This window comes from Micavibrio aeruginosavorus ARL-13 (genome assembly GCF_000226315.1).
Taxonomy (GTDB): Bacteria; Pseudomonadota; Alphaproteobacteria; order Micavibrionales; family Micavibrionaceae; genus Micavibrio; species Micavibrio aeruginosavorus_B.
In genome coordinates this window covers 1,982,422-1,997,147 of record NC_016026.1, presented here as the reverse complement: position 1 = coordinate 1,997,147, position 14,726 = coordinate 1,982,422, and the positions used below count along the sequence as shown (strand labels likewise).

At 44.0% G+C, this 14,726-nt stretch carries 15 protein-coding genes; 11 read left to right on the top strand and 4 right to left on the bottom strand.

From position 1 onward, the window contains the following. Positions 1 to 834, bottom strand: coding sequence for a CvfB family protein (locus MICA_RS09510; RefSeq protein WP_041794024.1), 834 nt, complete (start codon positions 832 to 834; stop codon positions 1 to 3). A 422-nt stretch (positions 835 to 1,256) separates the two neighbouring features. Between MICA_RS09510 and MICA_RS09505 the strand changes: the two genes are divergently transcribed. From MICA_RS09505 to MICA_RS09465, 9 genes are all read left to right on the top strand, one after another. Continuing rightward, a complete protein-coding gene (locus MICA_RS09505) occupies positions 1,257 to 3,173 on the top strand; it encodes a heavy metal translocating P-type ATPase (protein ID WP_014103532.1) in 1,917 nt (638 codons plus the stop codon). A gap of 761 nt (positions 3,174 to 3,934) precedes the next feature. Continuing rightward, positions 3,935 to 4,237 (top strand): helix-turn-helix domain-containing protein, encoded by a 303-nt coding sequence (locus MICA_RS11925; RefSeq protein ID WP_014103531.1) that lies wholly within the window; start codon positions 3,935 to 3,937, stop codon positions 4,235 to 4,237. A gap of 154 nt (positions 4,238 to 4,391) precedes the next feature. After that, positions 4,392 to 4,724: an autoinducer binding domain-containing protein gene (locus MICA_RS09495; RefSeq protein WP_041794022.1), complete on the top strand. Its 333-nt coding sequence runs from the start codon at positions 4,392 to 4,394 to the stop codon at positions 4,722 to 4,724. Continuing rightward, complete coding sequence (locus MICA_RS11920) at positions 4,711 to 5,124, top strand: helix-turn-helix transcriptional regulator (protein WP_049782138.1); 414 nt, start codon at positions 4,711 to 4,713, stop codon at positions 5,122 to 5,124. Before MICA_RS09495 ends, MICA_RS11920 begins: the two co-directional genes overlap by 14 nt. Before the next feature lie 99 nt (positions 5,125 to 5,223). Then, positions 5,224 to 5,859 carry an acyl-homoserine-lactone synthase gene (locus MICA_RS11915; protein WP_014103530.1) on the top strand — a complete coding sequence of 212 codons (636 nt, stop codon included), beginning with the start codon at positions 5,224 to 5,226 and terminating at the stop codon, positions 5,857 to 5,859. Beyond that, positions 5,859 to 6,194 (top strand): hypothetical protein, encoded by a 336-nt coding sequence (locus MICA_RS09480; RefSeq protein ID WP_014103529.1) that lies wholly within the window; start codon positions 5,859 to 5,861, stop codon positions 6,192 to 6,194. Before MICA_RS11915 ends, MICA_RS09480 begins: the two co-directional genes overlap by 1 nt. Next, on the top strand, positions 6,178 to 8,199 hold the full coding sequence (locus tag MICA_RS09475; protein WP_014103528.1) for an alpha-ketoacid dehydrogenase subunit alpha/beta: 2,022 nt from the start codon (positions 6,178 to 6,180) through the stop codon (positions 8,197 to 8,199). Before MICA_RS09480 ends, MICA_RS09475 begins: the two co-directional genes overlap by 17 nt. 1 nt (position 8,200) lies before the next feature. Continuing rightward, positions 8,201 to 9,193 carry a 2-oxo acid dehydrogenase subunit E2 gene (locus tag MICA_RS09470; RefSeq protein WP_014103527.1) on the top strand — a complete coding sequence of 331 codons (993 nt, stop codon included), beginning with the start codon at positions 8,201 to 8,203 and terminating at the stop codon, positions 9,191 to 9,193. A gap of 1 nt (position 9,194) precedes the next feature. Beyond that, complete coding sequence (locus MICA_RS09465; protein WP_041794020.1) at positions 9,195 to 9,701, top strand: hypothetical protein; 507 nt, start codon at positions 9,195 to 9,197, stop codon at positions 9,699 to 9,701. Between the two features lie 132 nt (positions 9,702 to 9,833). Here MICA_RS09465 and MICA_RS09460 read toward each other — a convergent pair whose 3' ends face one another. The 3 genes from MICA_RS09460 to MICA_RS09450 form a co-directional block, all read right to left on the bottom strand. Next, entirely contained in the window at positions 9,834 to 10,280 is a 447-nt protein-coding gene (locus MICA_RS09460; protein ID WP_041794017.1) for a hypothetical protein, read from the bottom strand. 76 nt (positions 10,281 to 10,356) lie between these two features. After that, a complete protein-coding gene (locus MICA_RS09455; RefSeq protein ID WP_014103525.1) occupies positions 10,357 to 12,891 on the bottom strand; it encodes a DEAD/DEAH box helicase in 2,535 nt (844 codons plus the stop codon). Then, positions 12,884 to 13,702, bottom strand: a complete 819-nt coding sequence (locus tag MICA_RS09450) for a Hachiman antiphage defense system protein HamA (protein WP_014103524.1) — start codon at positions 13,700 to 13,702, stop codon at positions 12,884 to 12,886. Before MICA_RS09450 ends, MICA_RS09455 begins: the two co-directional genes overlap by 8 nt. Positions 13,703 to 13,859: 157 nt before the next feature. Here MICA_RS09450 and MICA_RS09445 point away from each other — a divergent pair, with 157 nt between their 5' ends. Together MICA_RS09445 and MICA_RS09440 are read left to right on the top strand one after the other, a co-directional pair. Continuing rightward, positions 13,860 to 14,063 carry a hypothetical protein gene (locus MICA_RS09445; RefSeq protein WP_014103523.1) on the top strand — a complete coding sequence of 68 codons (204 nt, stop codon included), beginning with the start codon at positions 13,860 to 13,862 and terminating at the stop codon, positions 14,061 to 14,063. After that, positions 14,060 to 14,599, top strand: coding sequence for a thermonuclease family protein (locus tag MICA_RS09440; RefSeq protein WP_148260465.1), 540 nt, complete (start codon positions 14,060 to 14,062; stop codon positions 14,597 to 14,599). The genes MICA_RS09445 and MICA_RS09440 overlap by 4 nt, the downstream gene beginning before the upstream one ends. Positions 14,600 to 14,726: the final 127 nt, after the last annotated feature.

The window sequence follows — 14,726 nt, the reverse complement described above, 5'->3', positions numbered from 1 at the left end:
TTATTTAGGCAGTGTTATCTTGTCTTTGCCCAAGATAATTTTTTTATCCTTATAAAGCTGGCCAATCGCCTTTTTATAATTCGCCTTGCTCACCTGATAGCGCTTAAAAATTTCTTCTGGCGGGCTTTTGTCGGTCAGCGTGGATGCGCCGCCATTTTTTTTAAGGTCAGCCAGGATCTGTTGTGTCAACGTCCCGCGCATCTGTGCGCCCTGCTGCTGTAGCGCCAGGTCGATCGCGCCATCGGGGCGAATATCTTTGATATATCCGATGATCTCCTGACCCACATGTATGGGGGTGATGACATCGTTATTATGGATCAAACCCAGATGCGTGCCGTCAATAACGGCTTTGTATCCCAATGGGCTGCGGCTGGCGATCAACAGGTCAACTGCCTGATTGTCAATAAAATACCCATCTGCATATTCGTTCAGGAAATTATCCAGCTTGCTGCTCGCGCTGATGCGGCCTGATTTGTCTTCAAAAATATAAACGACGTATGATTTGCCGATTTCCATGGGCGCGCGCTGTTCTTTAAACGGTGCGAACAAATCTTTTGATAATCCCCAATCCAGAAACGTGCCGTAAGAATTGGAATCAACCGCCTCCAGATAAGCGCATTCCCCCATCTCCGCGAAGGGCTGTTCCGTCGTTGCAATAATGGTGTCTTCGGAATCGAGATAGAGGAACACATCCAACCAATCCCCAACCTTGCAATTGTCCGGCACATACCGCGCCGGCAAAAGGATCTCCCCAAAATGCTCACCATCCAGATAAAGTCCGAAATCGACTTCTTTGATGATCTCTAACTGTGCCGTTTTGCCAATGGAAAGCATGTGTTCAAAAACCTTTGCGCGGGCGTTGAGTGAAGGCAAATTTGGGGGTGTCCTGGGGCACCATATCCTGTTGGGATGATGAAACGCAAAGGATACAGATTAACGACCCCGGGATCCGGGTCTTTGATGATGTCGTGGATGCATGTGGAAAGGGGCTGTGTGATCACATTTGTCGTTACTTCGCTCAGGTGGGCGGGGGGATTATAAGCTCTTTTGAGCCTTTGACTCTTGTCTCGTGATGCCCGCGCAAAAATATTTTCCATACTGTCGGCGCTGTCGATTGCGGCAGTTTTTTTGGTTTGGGCCTGGGGCAAGTGGGGGCAGAATAAAGATCTGCATCGGCAAAACGGTCACGGCTGCCTAATTCGGCGGACACTCGAAAAATCCTGTTTAGAGTGGGCATTCAGAAGTAAGATGATGCTATGCAAGATATTATTCTAAAACCGCTCAACCTAAGAGCTGAACGTTCCCTCGCGCTTACAGCATTTACAGTTTTGGGCATGGTTCTGGCTATTGCCAGCCTCCTTCCTTTTGAAACGATAGTCTCCCGTTTTGCCTCGGTTTTGGGTATTGGACTGGTCTATGTTGCTGGTGGTTTGCCTGCGGCCCTGCGCGCCCTGACGGCTCTATGGACAGAGCGCATTCTCGACATCGATCTTCTGATGGTCGTGGCGGCTCTCGCAGCAGCGGCCGTCGGTGCGCCATTCGAAGGTGCGGTGCTTCTTACGCTCTTTAGTCTTTCGACGACGCTTGAAGAGCGGGCATTTGGTCGGGCGCGGCGCGCCATCGAGGCCTTGATGGCGCTTCGCCCTGAAACAGCCTTGCGCAAAGCGCCCGACGGTACCTTCGAAGAGGTTCCCGCTGCTCTGCTCCGTGTGGGCGATATCGTTGTTCTTCGCCCAGGAGTGCGCGTTCCCGCCGATGGGACGGTTCTCAGTGGACATGGTGCCCTCGATGAAGCCAGCATCACAGGCGAGTCTATGCCGGTTAGCAAGAATCCGGGCGCGCCGGTTTTTGAGGCAACCGTCAACCTTGACGGCGTACTGGAGGTAAAGGTTACTAAGGCTCTTGCTGAAAGCACAGTTGCGAGAATGATCGCGCTGGTAACTCAGGCGCAAGCGGCAAAAGCCCCGTCTGAGCAGTTCAGCGCGTGGTTCGGACAGCGTTACACGATTGCAGTTCTGACCGGGGCCGTTCTTGCTTTCGCGGCTTTCTATTGGTTGGGGCGCGATTGGGATGAAGCCTTATACCGCTCTGCGACTCTGTTGGTAGCCGCAAGCCCTTGTGCAATAGTGATCTCTGTCCCGGCAGCAATCTTATCGGCGCTATCGGCGGCGGCGCGCGGCGGGGTTTTGTTTAAGGGCGGCGCGGCAATCGAAACACTGGCTGCGGTGGATATATTCGCTTTTGACAAGACGGGTACGCTGACCACGGGGCGCGCGGCTGTGACCGGAGTGGTCGCGCTTGATGGAAATCAAACGCGCTTCCTGTCACTGCTCGCTGGTCTTGAAGCGCAATCAGAGCACCATAGTGCGGATGCAATCAGGCGAGAGGTTTCGACGCGCGGTATTGCGTTTGCTCATGTCGATGATGTCGTTAATCGACCGAGTGCCGGAATTATTGGCCGCCATGCGGAAGGGCAACTCTGGGCGGGTAATCCTCGACTGGCAGAGCAAATGGGTGCTTCGCTCGATTATCCTGATTTAATAAGCCTTTCCGAAACATCGCAAACCATAATTTATCTTGGGCTTGGTTCCAAGGTGTTGGGTGCGGTTAGCATCGCGGACCAACTGCGGCCCACATCGGCCCGGGCGCTTTCAGCGCTAACGCAAAGGGGTATCAAGCGGATTGTGATGATGACCGGTGATCGTCGTCTCGTCGCCCTGCGCATAGGTGGTGAGCTCGGTTTGAAGGCGGATAGCATTTATGCCGATATGCTGCCCGAAGATAAAGTGCACATGGTGGGCAAGCTTGCAAGCGAAGGAAAAGTTGCTTTTGTCGGCGATGGCGTAAACGACGCCGCCGCCCTTGCGCGTGCGGATGTAGGTATAGCCATGGGCGCAGCGGGGTCTGACGTCGCTCTTCAGGCGGCAGACGTTGCGCTCTTATCCGAGGATATGGAGCGTCTGGCTGCAGCACATGATCTAGCCAAGAAGACAGCTTCGATCATCCGACAGAATCTGGCATTCGCTATAGGTGCGATGATTGTCCTCGTTACGAGTGGATTGTTCTTCGATTTACCGCTTCCCTTGGCCGTGATTGGCCATGAGGGCGGAACCGTGCTGGTCGTCTTGAACGGATTGCGTCTGTTAACAGCATCATCGGTGCGCTCTGGGTAAAACGGAATTTGCGGGGCTGATGGAGAATCGGGGTTCAGGAGTGGACGTCAGAATTCTCAGTGGTTTGGCCAAACGAGTGCGCAGCAAGAACCCCGCGGATTGCGGGCCTCACGGGGGTATTTATCTCTGGGTATGGCGGAGGGTGATGTAGTTGGCTGTGGTGCCACATAGATAGTCACTGACCTTAGCCTCGCCGTCAGTACGATAAGCGTGCATATGGCAATAGATGTTCGACTCCTACCCCCATTCCCTGTTTATCAGGCAATTAACAGGGAAACACCCCTGAAATACTCTCCTTTTTGACCCGCATCCCTCGCCCGGCAACAATCTCACTCCGAAAACACTCTTCCTCATTAGGTACTTGTCGTATTACCGCCAGCAAATGGTAATTTTAACGAACAGGGAATTTAGGCGGAGCCCTTGTGTTACAGGGGAAAGAAACAGCGCTTTGAAAGGGAAGGATTTCCCGTTATTTCAACGGGTTAGCCGAGAAATAGTGGCGGCGGTGGGGTGTGGCGCAGGCGTTGATTAATATGAAGAATGTGCTGTGAATGTATCCCCATTGTAACCTTTGGGTTATTTTCTTTAATATCGGTGGTTGTGCTATAAAATCTTCGGGCTGGTGAGCCTGTATTTTTATTGAGTAGTTTTATTAAGAAAAGAAAGAGTTGGGCAATATGCCAAAAGTGGCCGTCAATGATCCCTATGATGTGTCTTTAGGCCTATCCATTCGTAACATACGTCGTTCGAAGGGGGTAAGTATGGAAAATCTTGGTCAAGCCCTGGGGGTTTCGTATCAACAAGTTCAAAAATATGAAACGGGGGCGTCACGTATATCAGTCAAAGCGCTGAGCCAAATTGCGGCGTACCTTGATGTGGAGATTGTTGCGTTTCTACCCAATCAAAAGCAATCCAAGTATGAGGCGGCTCGCCTCTATGTTGAGGCGGACGAAGAAACCGTGCAGTTGATTAAATATTGGCAACGTATCAGCGTGTTGCGCATACGAAAATTCATTCTCGCTTTTGTAAAAGAGATGCTCCAGGCGCAGACGCACGTTCTCTAGGTATAAAGCCTAAAATTTAATTAAAATGCTATCTATTAATCATAATCTTATCAGGTTGGGGCTTTAGACTTCCATGTCTTGGGGGAGTTACCATTATAAAAACTTTGTCTATTTGTGCGGCGCGGTTCATTTAAAGACAGCAGGTCTCAGTTAAATGGATTTGACGGAGTTTATTTATGAGTCAAACAAATGCTCATCTGCTGATGAGCTGACCAATAAATTTTTGCGATTTTTACACCAATTCGGATTTGATCGCTTTGTAATGAGCGAAATGTCACATGACTCCCGGACAGACAAAGAAAGCAATCACGGCATATTGGTCAATTATCCGCAGGAGTGGATGGAGCACTATGTCGCAAATCACTATATTGATCACGATCCCGTATATCAGAGGGCTCTGACGGCGCGCAGACCGTTCACATGGAAGGAAGTTACGGAAGATAAAAAAAACGCCTCTATTCTCAAAAAAAGTGATGGAAGAGGCTAGGGAGTTCAATCTTCATGACGGTGTTGCCCTAACAATTTATCAGCCCCTGGGTGAAATGATTGGTATGGGCTTTTCTGGCTCCGAAACTGGGGTACGAACAGATGTTGATGCACTGAGCATTATCAATGCGGCATCTCACCAATTTTTTATCGCCTATAGCGATTTCATACAGAAAAAATCAAATCTTCAGAGCGAAGTTGTTTCTCTAACTCCCCGTGAGGTTGATGTGCTGTTTTGGATGGCGCGCGGCAAGACGCGGGGAGAAATTGCTGATATTCTCGTTATTAGCGAATCTGCGGTTAAGCGCTATCTAGAGGCGTGTTTCCGGAAGCTTTCCGTTAATAACGGGGCATTGGCCGTCGCAAAGGCTCTCCGTATGGGCATTATTAAACCTTACTGAGTTTTCATTTTTATATAATTCTTCCTTCTCTCCCCTGGCCGATCGGCCAAGTTACAGCGTTACCCAATCTTGCTTATCTGTCCCTGACAAGGGGGGAGAATGGTTGTAGCTGTTTCAATCGAGAATGCGCATGAATATGGGGATATTATTCCCTCCATATATCGTCTGCGACACCAAGCTTTCCAAGTGCGTCAGTCCTATGATGTCCCATTTTATAAGGGTATGGAATATGACGTTTATGACACACCGGCAACAACCTATCTAGCCTGTAGAGATGAATCAGGCGTTGTTCGTGGTTGCACGCGTTTATTTCCAACGACCCGCCCTTATATGATTGAGAATTTATGGCCCAACGCTGTCACCAGTATGTCTTTGCCTCATGCTGAAGATATTTGGGAATGTTCTCGCTTTTGTATTGATAAAAACCAGTCTGTTCATATACGCCGGAAGATTCATGGTGAATTGCTAACGGCTTTTCTGGAATTTGGTCTTGAAAACAATATCTCATGGATGATTGGCGTAATGACTCCGCCAATTTGGAAAGCTGTTTTTATCAGGTCTGGGTGGCCAATTGAATTTCTTGGGCCCATTCATCAGTTAAATGAGCGAGAAGGAATCCTCGTGGGAAAAATTGATATTAATAAAAAAATACTAACGTCAGTTCGCGAAAAATTTGGCGTGCAAGGATCTGTTTTTGAAGAAAATAACGCAAAGCAAGAACGCAAGAGAGCCTGATGAAGACAGAGGAAGTAAAATATAATCCGAAAGAATTGGCTGAAAATATTGAAAATGCCATGTGCTGTGCACGTTGGTTGGTTCGGGAATTTGAAAATATATCGTGTGATGGAATAGCTTCAATATTTGAACGTGCGGTCAAAGACGCTGAATTTTTGATTCAGAAAATGTCTATTTCGGATGATTTGCCGCGTTCGTGTTTTGAAAGCATCCGTCAGAAAGAAGCCAATATGATCCATGGCATTCTTGTGCGCTATGCGTCCATAGATGATGAAGTTCTTAGAAAAAAGATTCTTGATAGTATGATGGCGGCAGCAAATGCAGGCTACGAATAAAAAACCACTTTATGAGTTTTTAGTTTTTGAAGCAGAAAAAAATGGACACTCTGCGCGTGATCTTCTGAAAATCATGATGCTTTCACGTGAGTCTGATGTGCGAGAGAGTATACTTTTCCGCCAGGGACGAGGGCAGTTTTGTTTGCCAAGTGCTGGACATGAGTCTCTTGTGGTAATAGCTCCTCATATTAAAAGCGGTGATAGTGTTTACTGTTATTATCGGGATCGCGCGCTCTTGCTTAGTATGGGCGTGCCGTTAGAAGATATAGCGCTAGGATTCTTCGCTAAAGCAGCTTCCAGCAGCGCCGGTCGGCAGATGTCGAGTCACTTTAGCTATAAGCCTTTAAATGTAATGTCTTGTGCTACCCCAACGGGGCTTCAGTGCCTGCCGGCTGCAGGGCATGCATGGGCTAATAAAATGCAACGATCTAATGACGTTGTCCTGTGTTGCATTGGTGATGCAAGCACACGCCAAGGTGAATTTTTTGAAGCTTTGGCGTTTTCTATCCAAGAAAATTTGCCGATAATATTTATTGTTTCGGATAATGGCTACGGGATCAGTACACCGACGCAGGATATCAGCCCACTCGCACTGGGGCTTTTGCCTGCGGATAGAACGCGTGTCGTAAATGGACGGGATGTGAGCTCCGTATATGAAGAATTTTCAGATATTTTTTCTCAAGTCCGCTCTGGCAGGGGGCCACAGATTGCCTGGGTGAAGATGGATCGTATGATGTCTCATACCTCATCGGACGACCAGTCGCGCTATAGGCCTGAGGATGAGTTAAAAGATATGGTGTTGCATGATCCAATTGTGGCTCTTAAGGATTCGCTTTTGAAGTACGGAGTGATCACGGGCGAAGAATTCGATGCGTTGGATGCTGTGGTCAAAGATGAAGTTAAAATGATCTACCACAATGCGGAACAAGCGCCGTCTCCACAAATTGAGAATATTAAGGATAATTTATGGTCTCCAAGAAAGAGTTTACAGCCAAAATCTTTTGAAAATACATTCGAGGGCAATGAGTGGAATATCATTCAAGCGTTTAACGAAACGCTGACGAAAATTATGCAGGATCGTGATGATGTCCTCGTCTTTGGAGAAGATGTAGAAGACCCCAAAGGGGGCGTTTTTGGTTTGACGAAGGGGCTGTCCTCCCGTTATGCGGGGCGTGTGGTTAATTCACCATTGGCCGAGGCAACGATTGCTGGCATAGCCTCAGGAGTGTGCCAAAAAGGGTATTTCCCAATTTTTGAGCTGCAGTTTATTGATTTTGTTGGAACAGCGTTTAACCAAATCGCAAATCAAATAGCTACCTTACGGTGGAGAACAAATGGCGATTATAAGTGTCCCATGATTATATACGCCCCATGCGGGGGTTATATATCAGGTGGTGGCCCATGGCATAGCCAAACGAATGAATCTTGGTTTGCACATATCCCAGGTTTAAAAGTTTATATACCTAGTGATGCGAATGATGTCGCTGAAATGTTACATTTTTCCGCCTATGGCGATGACCCGGTTCTCTTCCTTTTGCCTAAAAATTTGTTTCAGAAAAATTTTCCGGTACGACGCGAAGCGCAACTTCTTATCGAAAGTCCCAGTTCGAAAAATCATGGCCAACATGTGACTATTGTGACGTGGGGAAATTGTGTTGATATTGTTTCCGACGCCACGGTAACCGTGTCTGAAGTGGGGATTCAGGTTGAAGTTTTTGATATTCGCTCAATCGTTCCGTGTGATTTATCTTCGGTGAAGCGTTCTGTCTCTAAAACGGGACGACTTATTGTCGTTCACGAAGATAATAAAACATGCGGTTTTGGGCAGAATGTTATTAGTGAGATTCTCTCTGATCCTGACGTTTTCTCTGAAATGTACCATGCACCGGTCCTTGTCTCACGCGATGATGTATTGATTCCATTTAATCGTATACAAGAGCTATCAGTTTTACCGGATGCTGATGATGTAGTCATGGCGATTAAAAAAGTTATGGGAGTTTTGTGATATGGATGGTGCCTTGGAAATCACAGTTCCTAATCTTGGTGAGGGTGTTCGCTATGTAACGGTAAAAAGTATATTGCGCTCAAACGGCGAGTTCGTTCGCGAAGATGAGGGGGTTATTGAAGTTGAAACCGATAAAGCTGTTGTCGAAATTCCATCTCCGACAGATGGGTGTGTTTGCAATATAACCTGTAAGCCAGGGGACATTCTCCCCGTGGGATCAAATCTCTTGATTATACGAAAAAATCTAAAAGGTGAGGGCGAAACAACGTTTTTAGCCTCTAATCAAAAAAGAAAAAAGGATAGTGTTCCGTCAAAAAATATTAATATAGAAAGCGGTAATAGCAAAAGGGAAGAAACGCTGTCCGCGTGTCAGCAGGCCCTCGTCGGATCAATGAAGAAATCAGCCGCGATTGTTGTTCCTGCAACGGTTGAGCGAGATATTTCTTGGGATTTCATTGATCTCATAAAGAAACATTTTCGAAAAAATGAAAAAAATGTTGTTCCTCGCTCTATGGAGATCATCTGTTGGGCAATATCAAAATCAATCGAAAGGTTTGATAAGTTCAAAATTAAAATTGATTTTGACGATACGATTATTTTTTCGGAAAAGACCATTCTCGGCATTGCCGTTGCGGATAATAATGATGATCTTCTCAATCACGTGGTATCAGTATATCAGTGCTCTGACGTTATCTCCTTCGTAAATACTTTTCGTTCTTCTTTGGTAAGACGTGAAAAGGGTTATCACTCTGTATCCATTAGCGACATGTCATCGCTAGGCGCGCATCGAGCTACGCCCGTAGTAGTGCATCCATCCGTGGCAACAATTTTTATTGGATCACCCTTCGATATATTTACAAAGAATGGATGGGGCAGGAAGGCATCGTTGTCCGTTACGTTTGATCATCGCGTAATGAACGGTGCCTATGTTGCGGCGTTTCTAGTGGATATTGAGGACAATATAAAGGCTTACGCTAAATTACTGGGGGTTTAGTATGTGTGCAGTGGATCTTGATACCGAACGCAATTCACTCTCTGATTTCGTTGAGAGTATCCTTTTTGATATGGGTGATAAAAAGCGCATAGACTATAGGAAGCTTGAAGCCGATTCTCCGGCGTATGATGTGATCTATGAGAAAAGCGTTCGCAGAAAATGCTTGAATCTTATCTATATACTGGATGAGATTCGACAAGAGATGGGTTATACGGGCAGTAGATGCGTTGACTTATTAATAGAGATGGAAAGATTTCTCCGTCTAAGAAAAATTCATGGAATGGATATTGATGATAGTGTCTTGCAAGATTTGCTTGTGGGTCTTTCTGACGATGTTATGGCTGAGAGCGATTTTGTAGCGAATCGCTTATCGGCGTGGGAGTACAAAATTATGAAACGTAAATTTCGACACTTGGATCCTTTAAGTGGCAAGGATGAGTTTATCTGTGGATTGCGAAAATTTGCGTTTAATTTGCAAAATAGTATATGCGCCGGGTTTATTGATTAGAGATATTTTGCCTATAAAAACTCCCGTAAAATGAGAGTTTTTATAGGCAAATTACAATCTTGATTGCGGATTTTGGTGAAGGATTTTCATACCACATGTTATCACATCCGATATGGAAATATCGCTTATGTTTCACTGCTTAGATAATCTAGACAGCACTCTTAAGTTAATGTCCTTTTTCCATTTAAGCTGTTTTTCGGTCAGCAGCCTTTTCTTCATAATGCTGATATAAAAATCTCGATCCTTCAGAAAAATCCAATTTTTTTGAAATGCATATTGAAGGGCTTCTGCGCTAAGTGACTTCGTTACATCTTTCTTAATGCGTTTGACAGATTGAAAAATCTTATCAGAATCCAAGCCCATAAATTTTTTGACACAAATATTTCCCACTCTGGCTGTATTGCCATTGTTTTTGTTTTTAAGAATGCAGACCTCAATAATGGGCGTGTGTCCACATAAACAAGTTTCTGGCTCATCCTCAAAATATACATCCTCCAAATGCCATTCTAACTTAGCTAAATCCCAGTTTTTGGAAGTGCTTAATCTAATTATTTCTTCTGCGATTTTGTATTTATTCATGTCAATTTTCCCGGCATAAATCAGATGATTTAATATCTATGTAATGATTTCGCATGTGATTATATGTTTTCTCTACTTATACCGCATGAAATTGAAGCTCAAATATCAAGATTTTATTTTCGTTATTTTTCGCCATAGCGTTTATTGCGGCTTTTTGGATATACACTTCGTCATTGGCCAAATTAAACGTCAAGAAATCATTATATGCCCCACTTAATAGGCACTTAGATAATTCCATTGAAATCCCATTTTTTAAAAGACAGATTACTTTTTGATCTGAGCTTCCATATTTTATTCGGTCATAAAATGGCCCCTCGATTAAATCTAGATCGTTTAAAGCATCAATGTATTTCATCAAATTATAATCAATAAAATCCTGCTCTTCTTTAATCTTTACAATGGCTATATTGACACGCTGTTTATTGTCTTTTTTTCTTAAATCAATGTATCGGGGAAGATGTTCGTTTTCAAATCGCGTTATTTCTCCCCAAGAACTACCCACGTATACGGGTATTTGTTCATGTGGGCGTGCTTTTTCTTCCAACTCTTTCCAATAGTGAAGAAAAGAATGGATCATCTGGTTGTATGATGTTCCGTTCATTTTCCAATCAAGAAGCATGGCGTAAAATTTTCTTGCAGCGCCATGTTCTAAACGCGCAAATTCACCATTCTCTTCTTTTAATTGGACGTCCTTGATGAATATTCTATAAATCGTTTCTAGTAACGTATTAACATCACCTACCGCCTCTTTGTTGATAAATGACTGATGATTCAGCAGAAGTGTTGCTTCATTTAGGTGAATATCGAAATCGTGAATATTGTTTTTAAAGCACGTTTTGGCGATATCTGAAGTCACATATCTGATTTTGTCAAAGCCGTTTTCTTGGAGTGCTTTATCTATAGCTCCTTCTTGGATATTTTCTATGTACTCTAAGGCGGCTCTAATTTTTTCTAGTTCATCTTCATTTTCAGGTGATTTTTTTAATAGAAGATTTTCTACCTCGTCACGGTCTTCTGATTTTATTTTTGCCTGATCACTCAAAAAATCATGGGGTGGTTTTTTGGTAGCATATTCACCATGAATCAGATATATTTCCGGCTCTAGCATACGCAAGTTTCCCGTTTTCTCAGAAAAAATTTCACTGAATCGGCAAACACGGCCCGTAAGATTTTTAAAAGACGCTCGTGACAGCATGCTTCTGCCGCGCTTTGTTGATAATAAAAACATTTTTTCTGCCGGAATATTCACGCCCTCCAGAAGGGTGGATGATGTTACGACGAACGAGAATTTTGCATTCTCAGAGAATAGGGACTCAATATATAGCCTGATAATTTCAGGCATTCTTCCATGATGGTAAATGATTCCTTTTTTTAAGCATCCCAGTAGTTTGTAGTCAGGGTGTAAAAACTCTGCGATTGCTTTGTATGAATCATTAAAGATTCCAGATTCGTCTCCGGACATCTCAATATCAGGAGAAGTGTTACAAAGCTTAACGGCCGCAGATTCTACATCGCGCGGTTTGTTGAGGTATATAATGTTTTTTTCTGCTTTGTGTGCCTTGATAAATTCAAATTCCGTAAGCGGAACGTTTTCTTCTATGATAGTGTTTCTGTCCATGAATTGATCGTAGAAAGAAAGATCTTTTGTGCCTTTTGCATCGTATACGAAATATTTTTCTATCTTTATAAACTCTTTTGCGTGTGCAGACTTCAGTTCGTATTTTGAATATGGCGATTCAAGGCTTTTTGCACTGGCGATAAAGGGGGTATAGAACTTAAGTTCCATGTTTGGGTTTCTGTGTTTCAAAACTAATAGCACCTGTAATAAAAGTGCGCCTCTTTCGTCTCCTGATAGAAGATTATGTGCTTCATCTATTAGTAAAACATCGAGTGAGAATTGTGGGTCTTTTTGGATCAGCCGGAATAGTCTCTCTTGTGTTAGGGTCGATATAAAAAATTTATCTGCCTTTTCCCCATGCTGGAACATTTCTGGATGAGTAAGGATCCTTTTTGCTGTTGTTGTAATGGGTTGGCTTTCTAGGAGGCGCCGCTTTGTTTGAGCTAATAAGGCTTTGCTTGGGACGATAATGCAAATTTTTTTATCGAGATTATCTTCCACTTTGGAAATCATCATTTCTGATTTCCCGTACGAGGTCGGTGCTACTACAAGTGAATCAGCTATGATGGACTTGCTAAAATCAAGAAGCCTTTTTTGTTCAACCGATAGATATTTATTGCCATCTTTAAAGAATGTTTTGTAGGCAGATAGGAAATTCCTCAAAAAGCTTCTATCTATATCGTTATCGTTTAGATATTCGCGCTCGATAAATTTGGCTACTGGGATAAAACCAGCGTTTATGGCGATGTCATATAAAGGCTTATAATCTTTAAATTCATTTGCGTATCTAACAATTATTCTATATCCAAGACGTTTAACGCCATCGTCGCCTCTGTTAAAGAAAAATACGGCCCATTTAAGTAGTTGCAGTTTTTCACTCTCTGACAGGGAGGCGCTATTTCCGCAGAATAATTTCTCATAAAGGTGCTGAAATGCACTGTCTTCATAATTTTTTTTAATTCTGAACCCGCTTAACGTAATCGGTTTAAGCATTTTCTGCCTCTTTTTCTAGAAAGTTAGCTACCTTTTGGTGCGTTTCCTTTTGAATGGAAAAGACGATAATTTCTTTAAAGTGGGCACTGTCTTTAATTTTACTAAAGAATCCTTGCAGTGATTTCAGAGAAACGGGACTAGTAGGAGTCTCATACAAAACAGAAATTAGGATGGCATTTTTATCCTTACTTGTGGCGCCGGCATCGTTAAGCGGAGAGTCAAGAGAAAGGAGTTGTTTTACTGTTATGGATTGTGCTGACCCAAGAACTAACGTCACATCAATTAAAGCGGAATCCCAGAGACTTCCTCGCCCTTCTAGAAATTTATCTCTTAAATCTGTATTGGCTCTTTCAAGAAGGACAGTGTTGGCTTCGTTCGAATCGTCATTTGCATTTTTATGTCCGGATTTTACTTCTGAATACCACACTGATTTTTCAGAGAGATCGCAATAGATGATGTCAAATCCTTTCTTTATTGAGCGCTCTTCCTTGTTGAAGTAAACAGAAAGGCTGGTCAAATTTTGAAAGATATCTGGAATTAGGACATGTGCGAGAAGTTCGCCTATCAACCCTTTTTTTGTATTTTCATCTTTGGACGTATAGCGATCCATAAAGTTTTTTAGAGTCGGCTTATAAGCATATTGCGGAATGGGTTCTTCTGATGTCGATTTTCCGTGTGCGATGGCTGTCAGATTTTGGCGAATCTTCTCTTGGAGAGATTCGCTAAAATTTTCTATCTTACAAAGCGTGTTGCCATCCTCACTTTTCTCTATGACAACCCCTGTAAGTGGCGTGTTTGTGTGACTTTCCAACTGCTATCCTCTGTACGTGTGCCTCAGAAATTTCTTTATAAAAGCAGAGTGTTATGCTCATTTAATGTGGCGGGACGGAATAGGAATTTTATCCTTGATTGGCGTTCGCATCCTATGGCATTAATGGAGTATAAAAACAACTATAAGGAGATTAGAGGTGGGGTTCAATTATAAGATTTATCGGGATGCGCAGCTTTATCTGTCAGAGCGTGGTGAGCCCATGCTCCTTGAGGCTATGAAGCTCGCGGATATGTTTGCCCGTAAAGGGGAGATTGAGAAAAGCCATTATTGGCATGAAATCACAGAGGCTCTGCAATTTATCATGATGCCGAAAGATTTGGCGGGGGAGACGATCCATTGAAACTTGCTCTTTCTGTAATGTGCGCATTGTTGCTGTGCGTGGCACCTGGCTTCGCAAACGGTGCGGCTCCAGCATCAGCTGAGAAACCGCAGCTTTGCCTTGAGAACGGTTCTGCCTGCGAAACGCTCAAGGTTGAGAAAGATACAGGGGCTTTTTTCAATAATCTGAAGTTCGAGCGCGCTATTGATGGCGATACCTTTGTTGCCAGCGGGCATAAGATCCGCATATGGGGCATTGATACACCAGAGAAAGATGAGGTTGGCTACCTTGCTGGGAAGATGCTGCTTGAGGCTCTGCTGAAAGACGGATACTTGCTTTGCAAATCGATTGAGAGGGATCGCTATAAGCGGGACGTAATGTACTGCACGATCGATGATCTCGATGTTGGGTCCATGATGGTTCAGGCTGGGATTGCCAAAGACTATACGCGTTATAGCGGTGGATATTATCGAGTAGAGCAAGCTAAGGCTAAGAAAGAAAAGCGCGGGCTTTGGAAGGAGCAATGGCTTCTGGATGAAAAGAAAGAGAAGAAATGAAAATAATTGCGATCTTTATCTTCACTTTATTGAGCTTTTTACCGGCCGCTTACGCCCAATCTGATGCTGAGATCAAGGAAGTGATTATCCAGCAGTCGGTCCAAAGTTATCCGGGAAGCTGTGCGTG

Bases quoted from the DNA above. Each gene is read 5' to 3' on its own strand.
- MICA_RS09465 (WP_041794020.1), top strand. From the start codon at position 9,195: ATGTGTGCAGTGGATCTTGATACCGAACGCAATTCACTCTCTGATTTC.
- MICA_RS09460 (WP_041794017.1), bottom strand. From the start codon at position 10,280: ATGAATAAATACAAAATCGCAGAAGAAATAATTAGATTAAGCACTTCC.
- MICA_RS09495 (WP_041794022.1), top strand. From the start codon at position 4,392: ATGGATTTGACGGAGTTTATTTATGAGTCAAACAAATGCTCATCTGCT.
- MICA_RS11920 (WP_049782138.1), top strand. From the start codon at position 4,711: ATGGAAGAGGCTAGGGAGTTCAATCTTCATGACGGTGTTGCCCTAACA.
- MICA_RS11925 (WP_014103531.1), top strand. From the start codon at position 3,935: ATGGAAAATCTTGGTCAAGCCCTGGGGGTTTCGTATCAACAAGTTCAA.
- MICA_RS11915 (WP_014103530.1), top strand. From the start codon at position 5,224: ATGGTTGTAGCTGTTTCAATCGAGAATGCGCATGAATATGGGGATATT.
- MICA_RS09480 (WP_014103529.1), top strand. From the start codon at position 5,859: ATGAAGACAGAGGAAGTAAAATATAATCCGAAAGAATTGGCTGAAAAT.
- MICA_RS09470 (WP_014103527.1), top strand. From the start codon at position 8,201: ATGGATGGTGCCTTGGAAATCACAGTTCCTAATCTTGGTGAGGGTGTT.
- MICA_RS09510 (WP_041794024.1), bottom strand. From the start codon at position 834: ATGCTTTCCATTGGCAAAACGGCACAGTTAGAGATCATCAAAGAAGTC.
- MICA_RS09505 (WP_014103532.1), top strand. From the start codon at position 1,257: ATGCAAGATATTATTCTAAAACCGCTCAACCTAAGAGCTGAACGTTCC.
- MICA_RS09455 (WP_014103525.1), bottom strand. From the start codon at position 12,891: ATGCTTAAACCGATTACGTTAAGCGGGTTCAGAATTAAAAAAAATTAT.
- MICA_RS09475 (WP_014103528.1), top strand. From the start codon at position 6,178: ATGCAGGCTACGAATAAAAAACCACTTTATGAGTTTTTAGTTTTTGAA.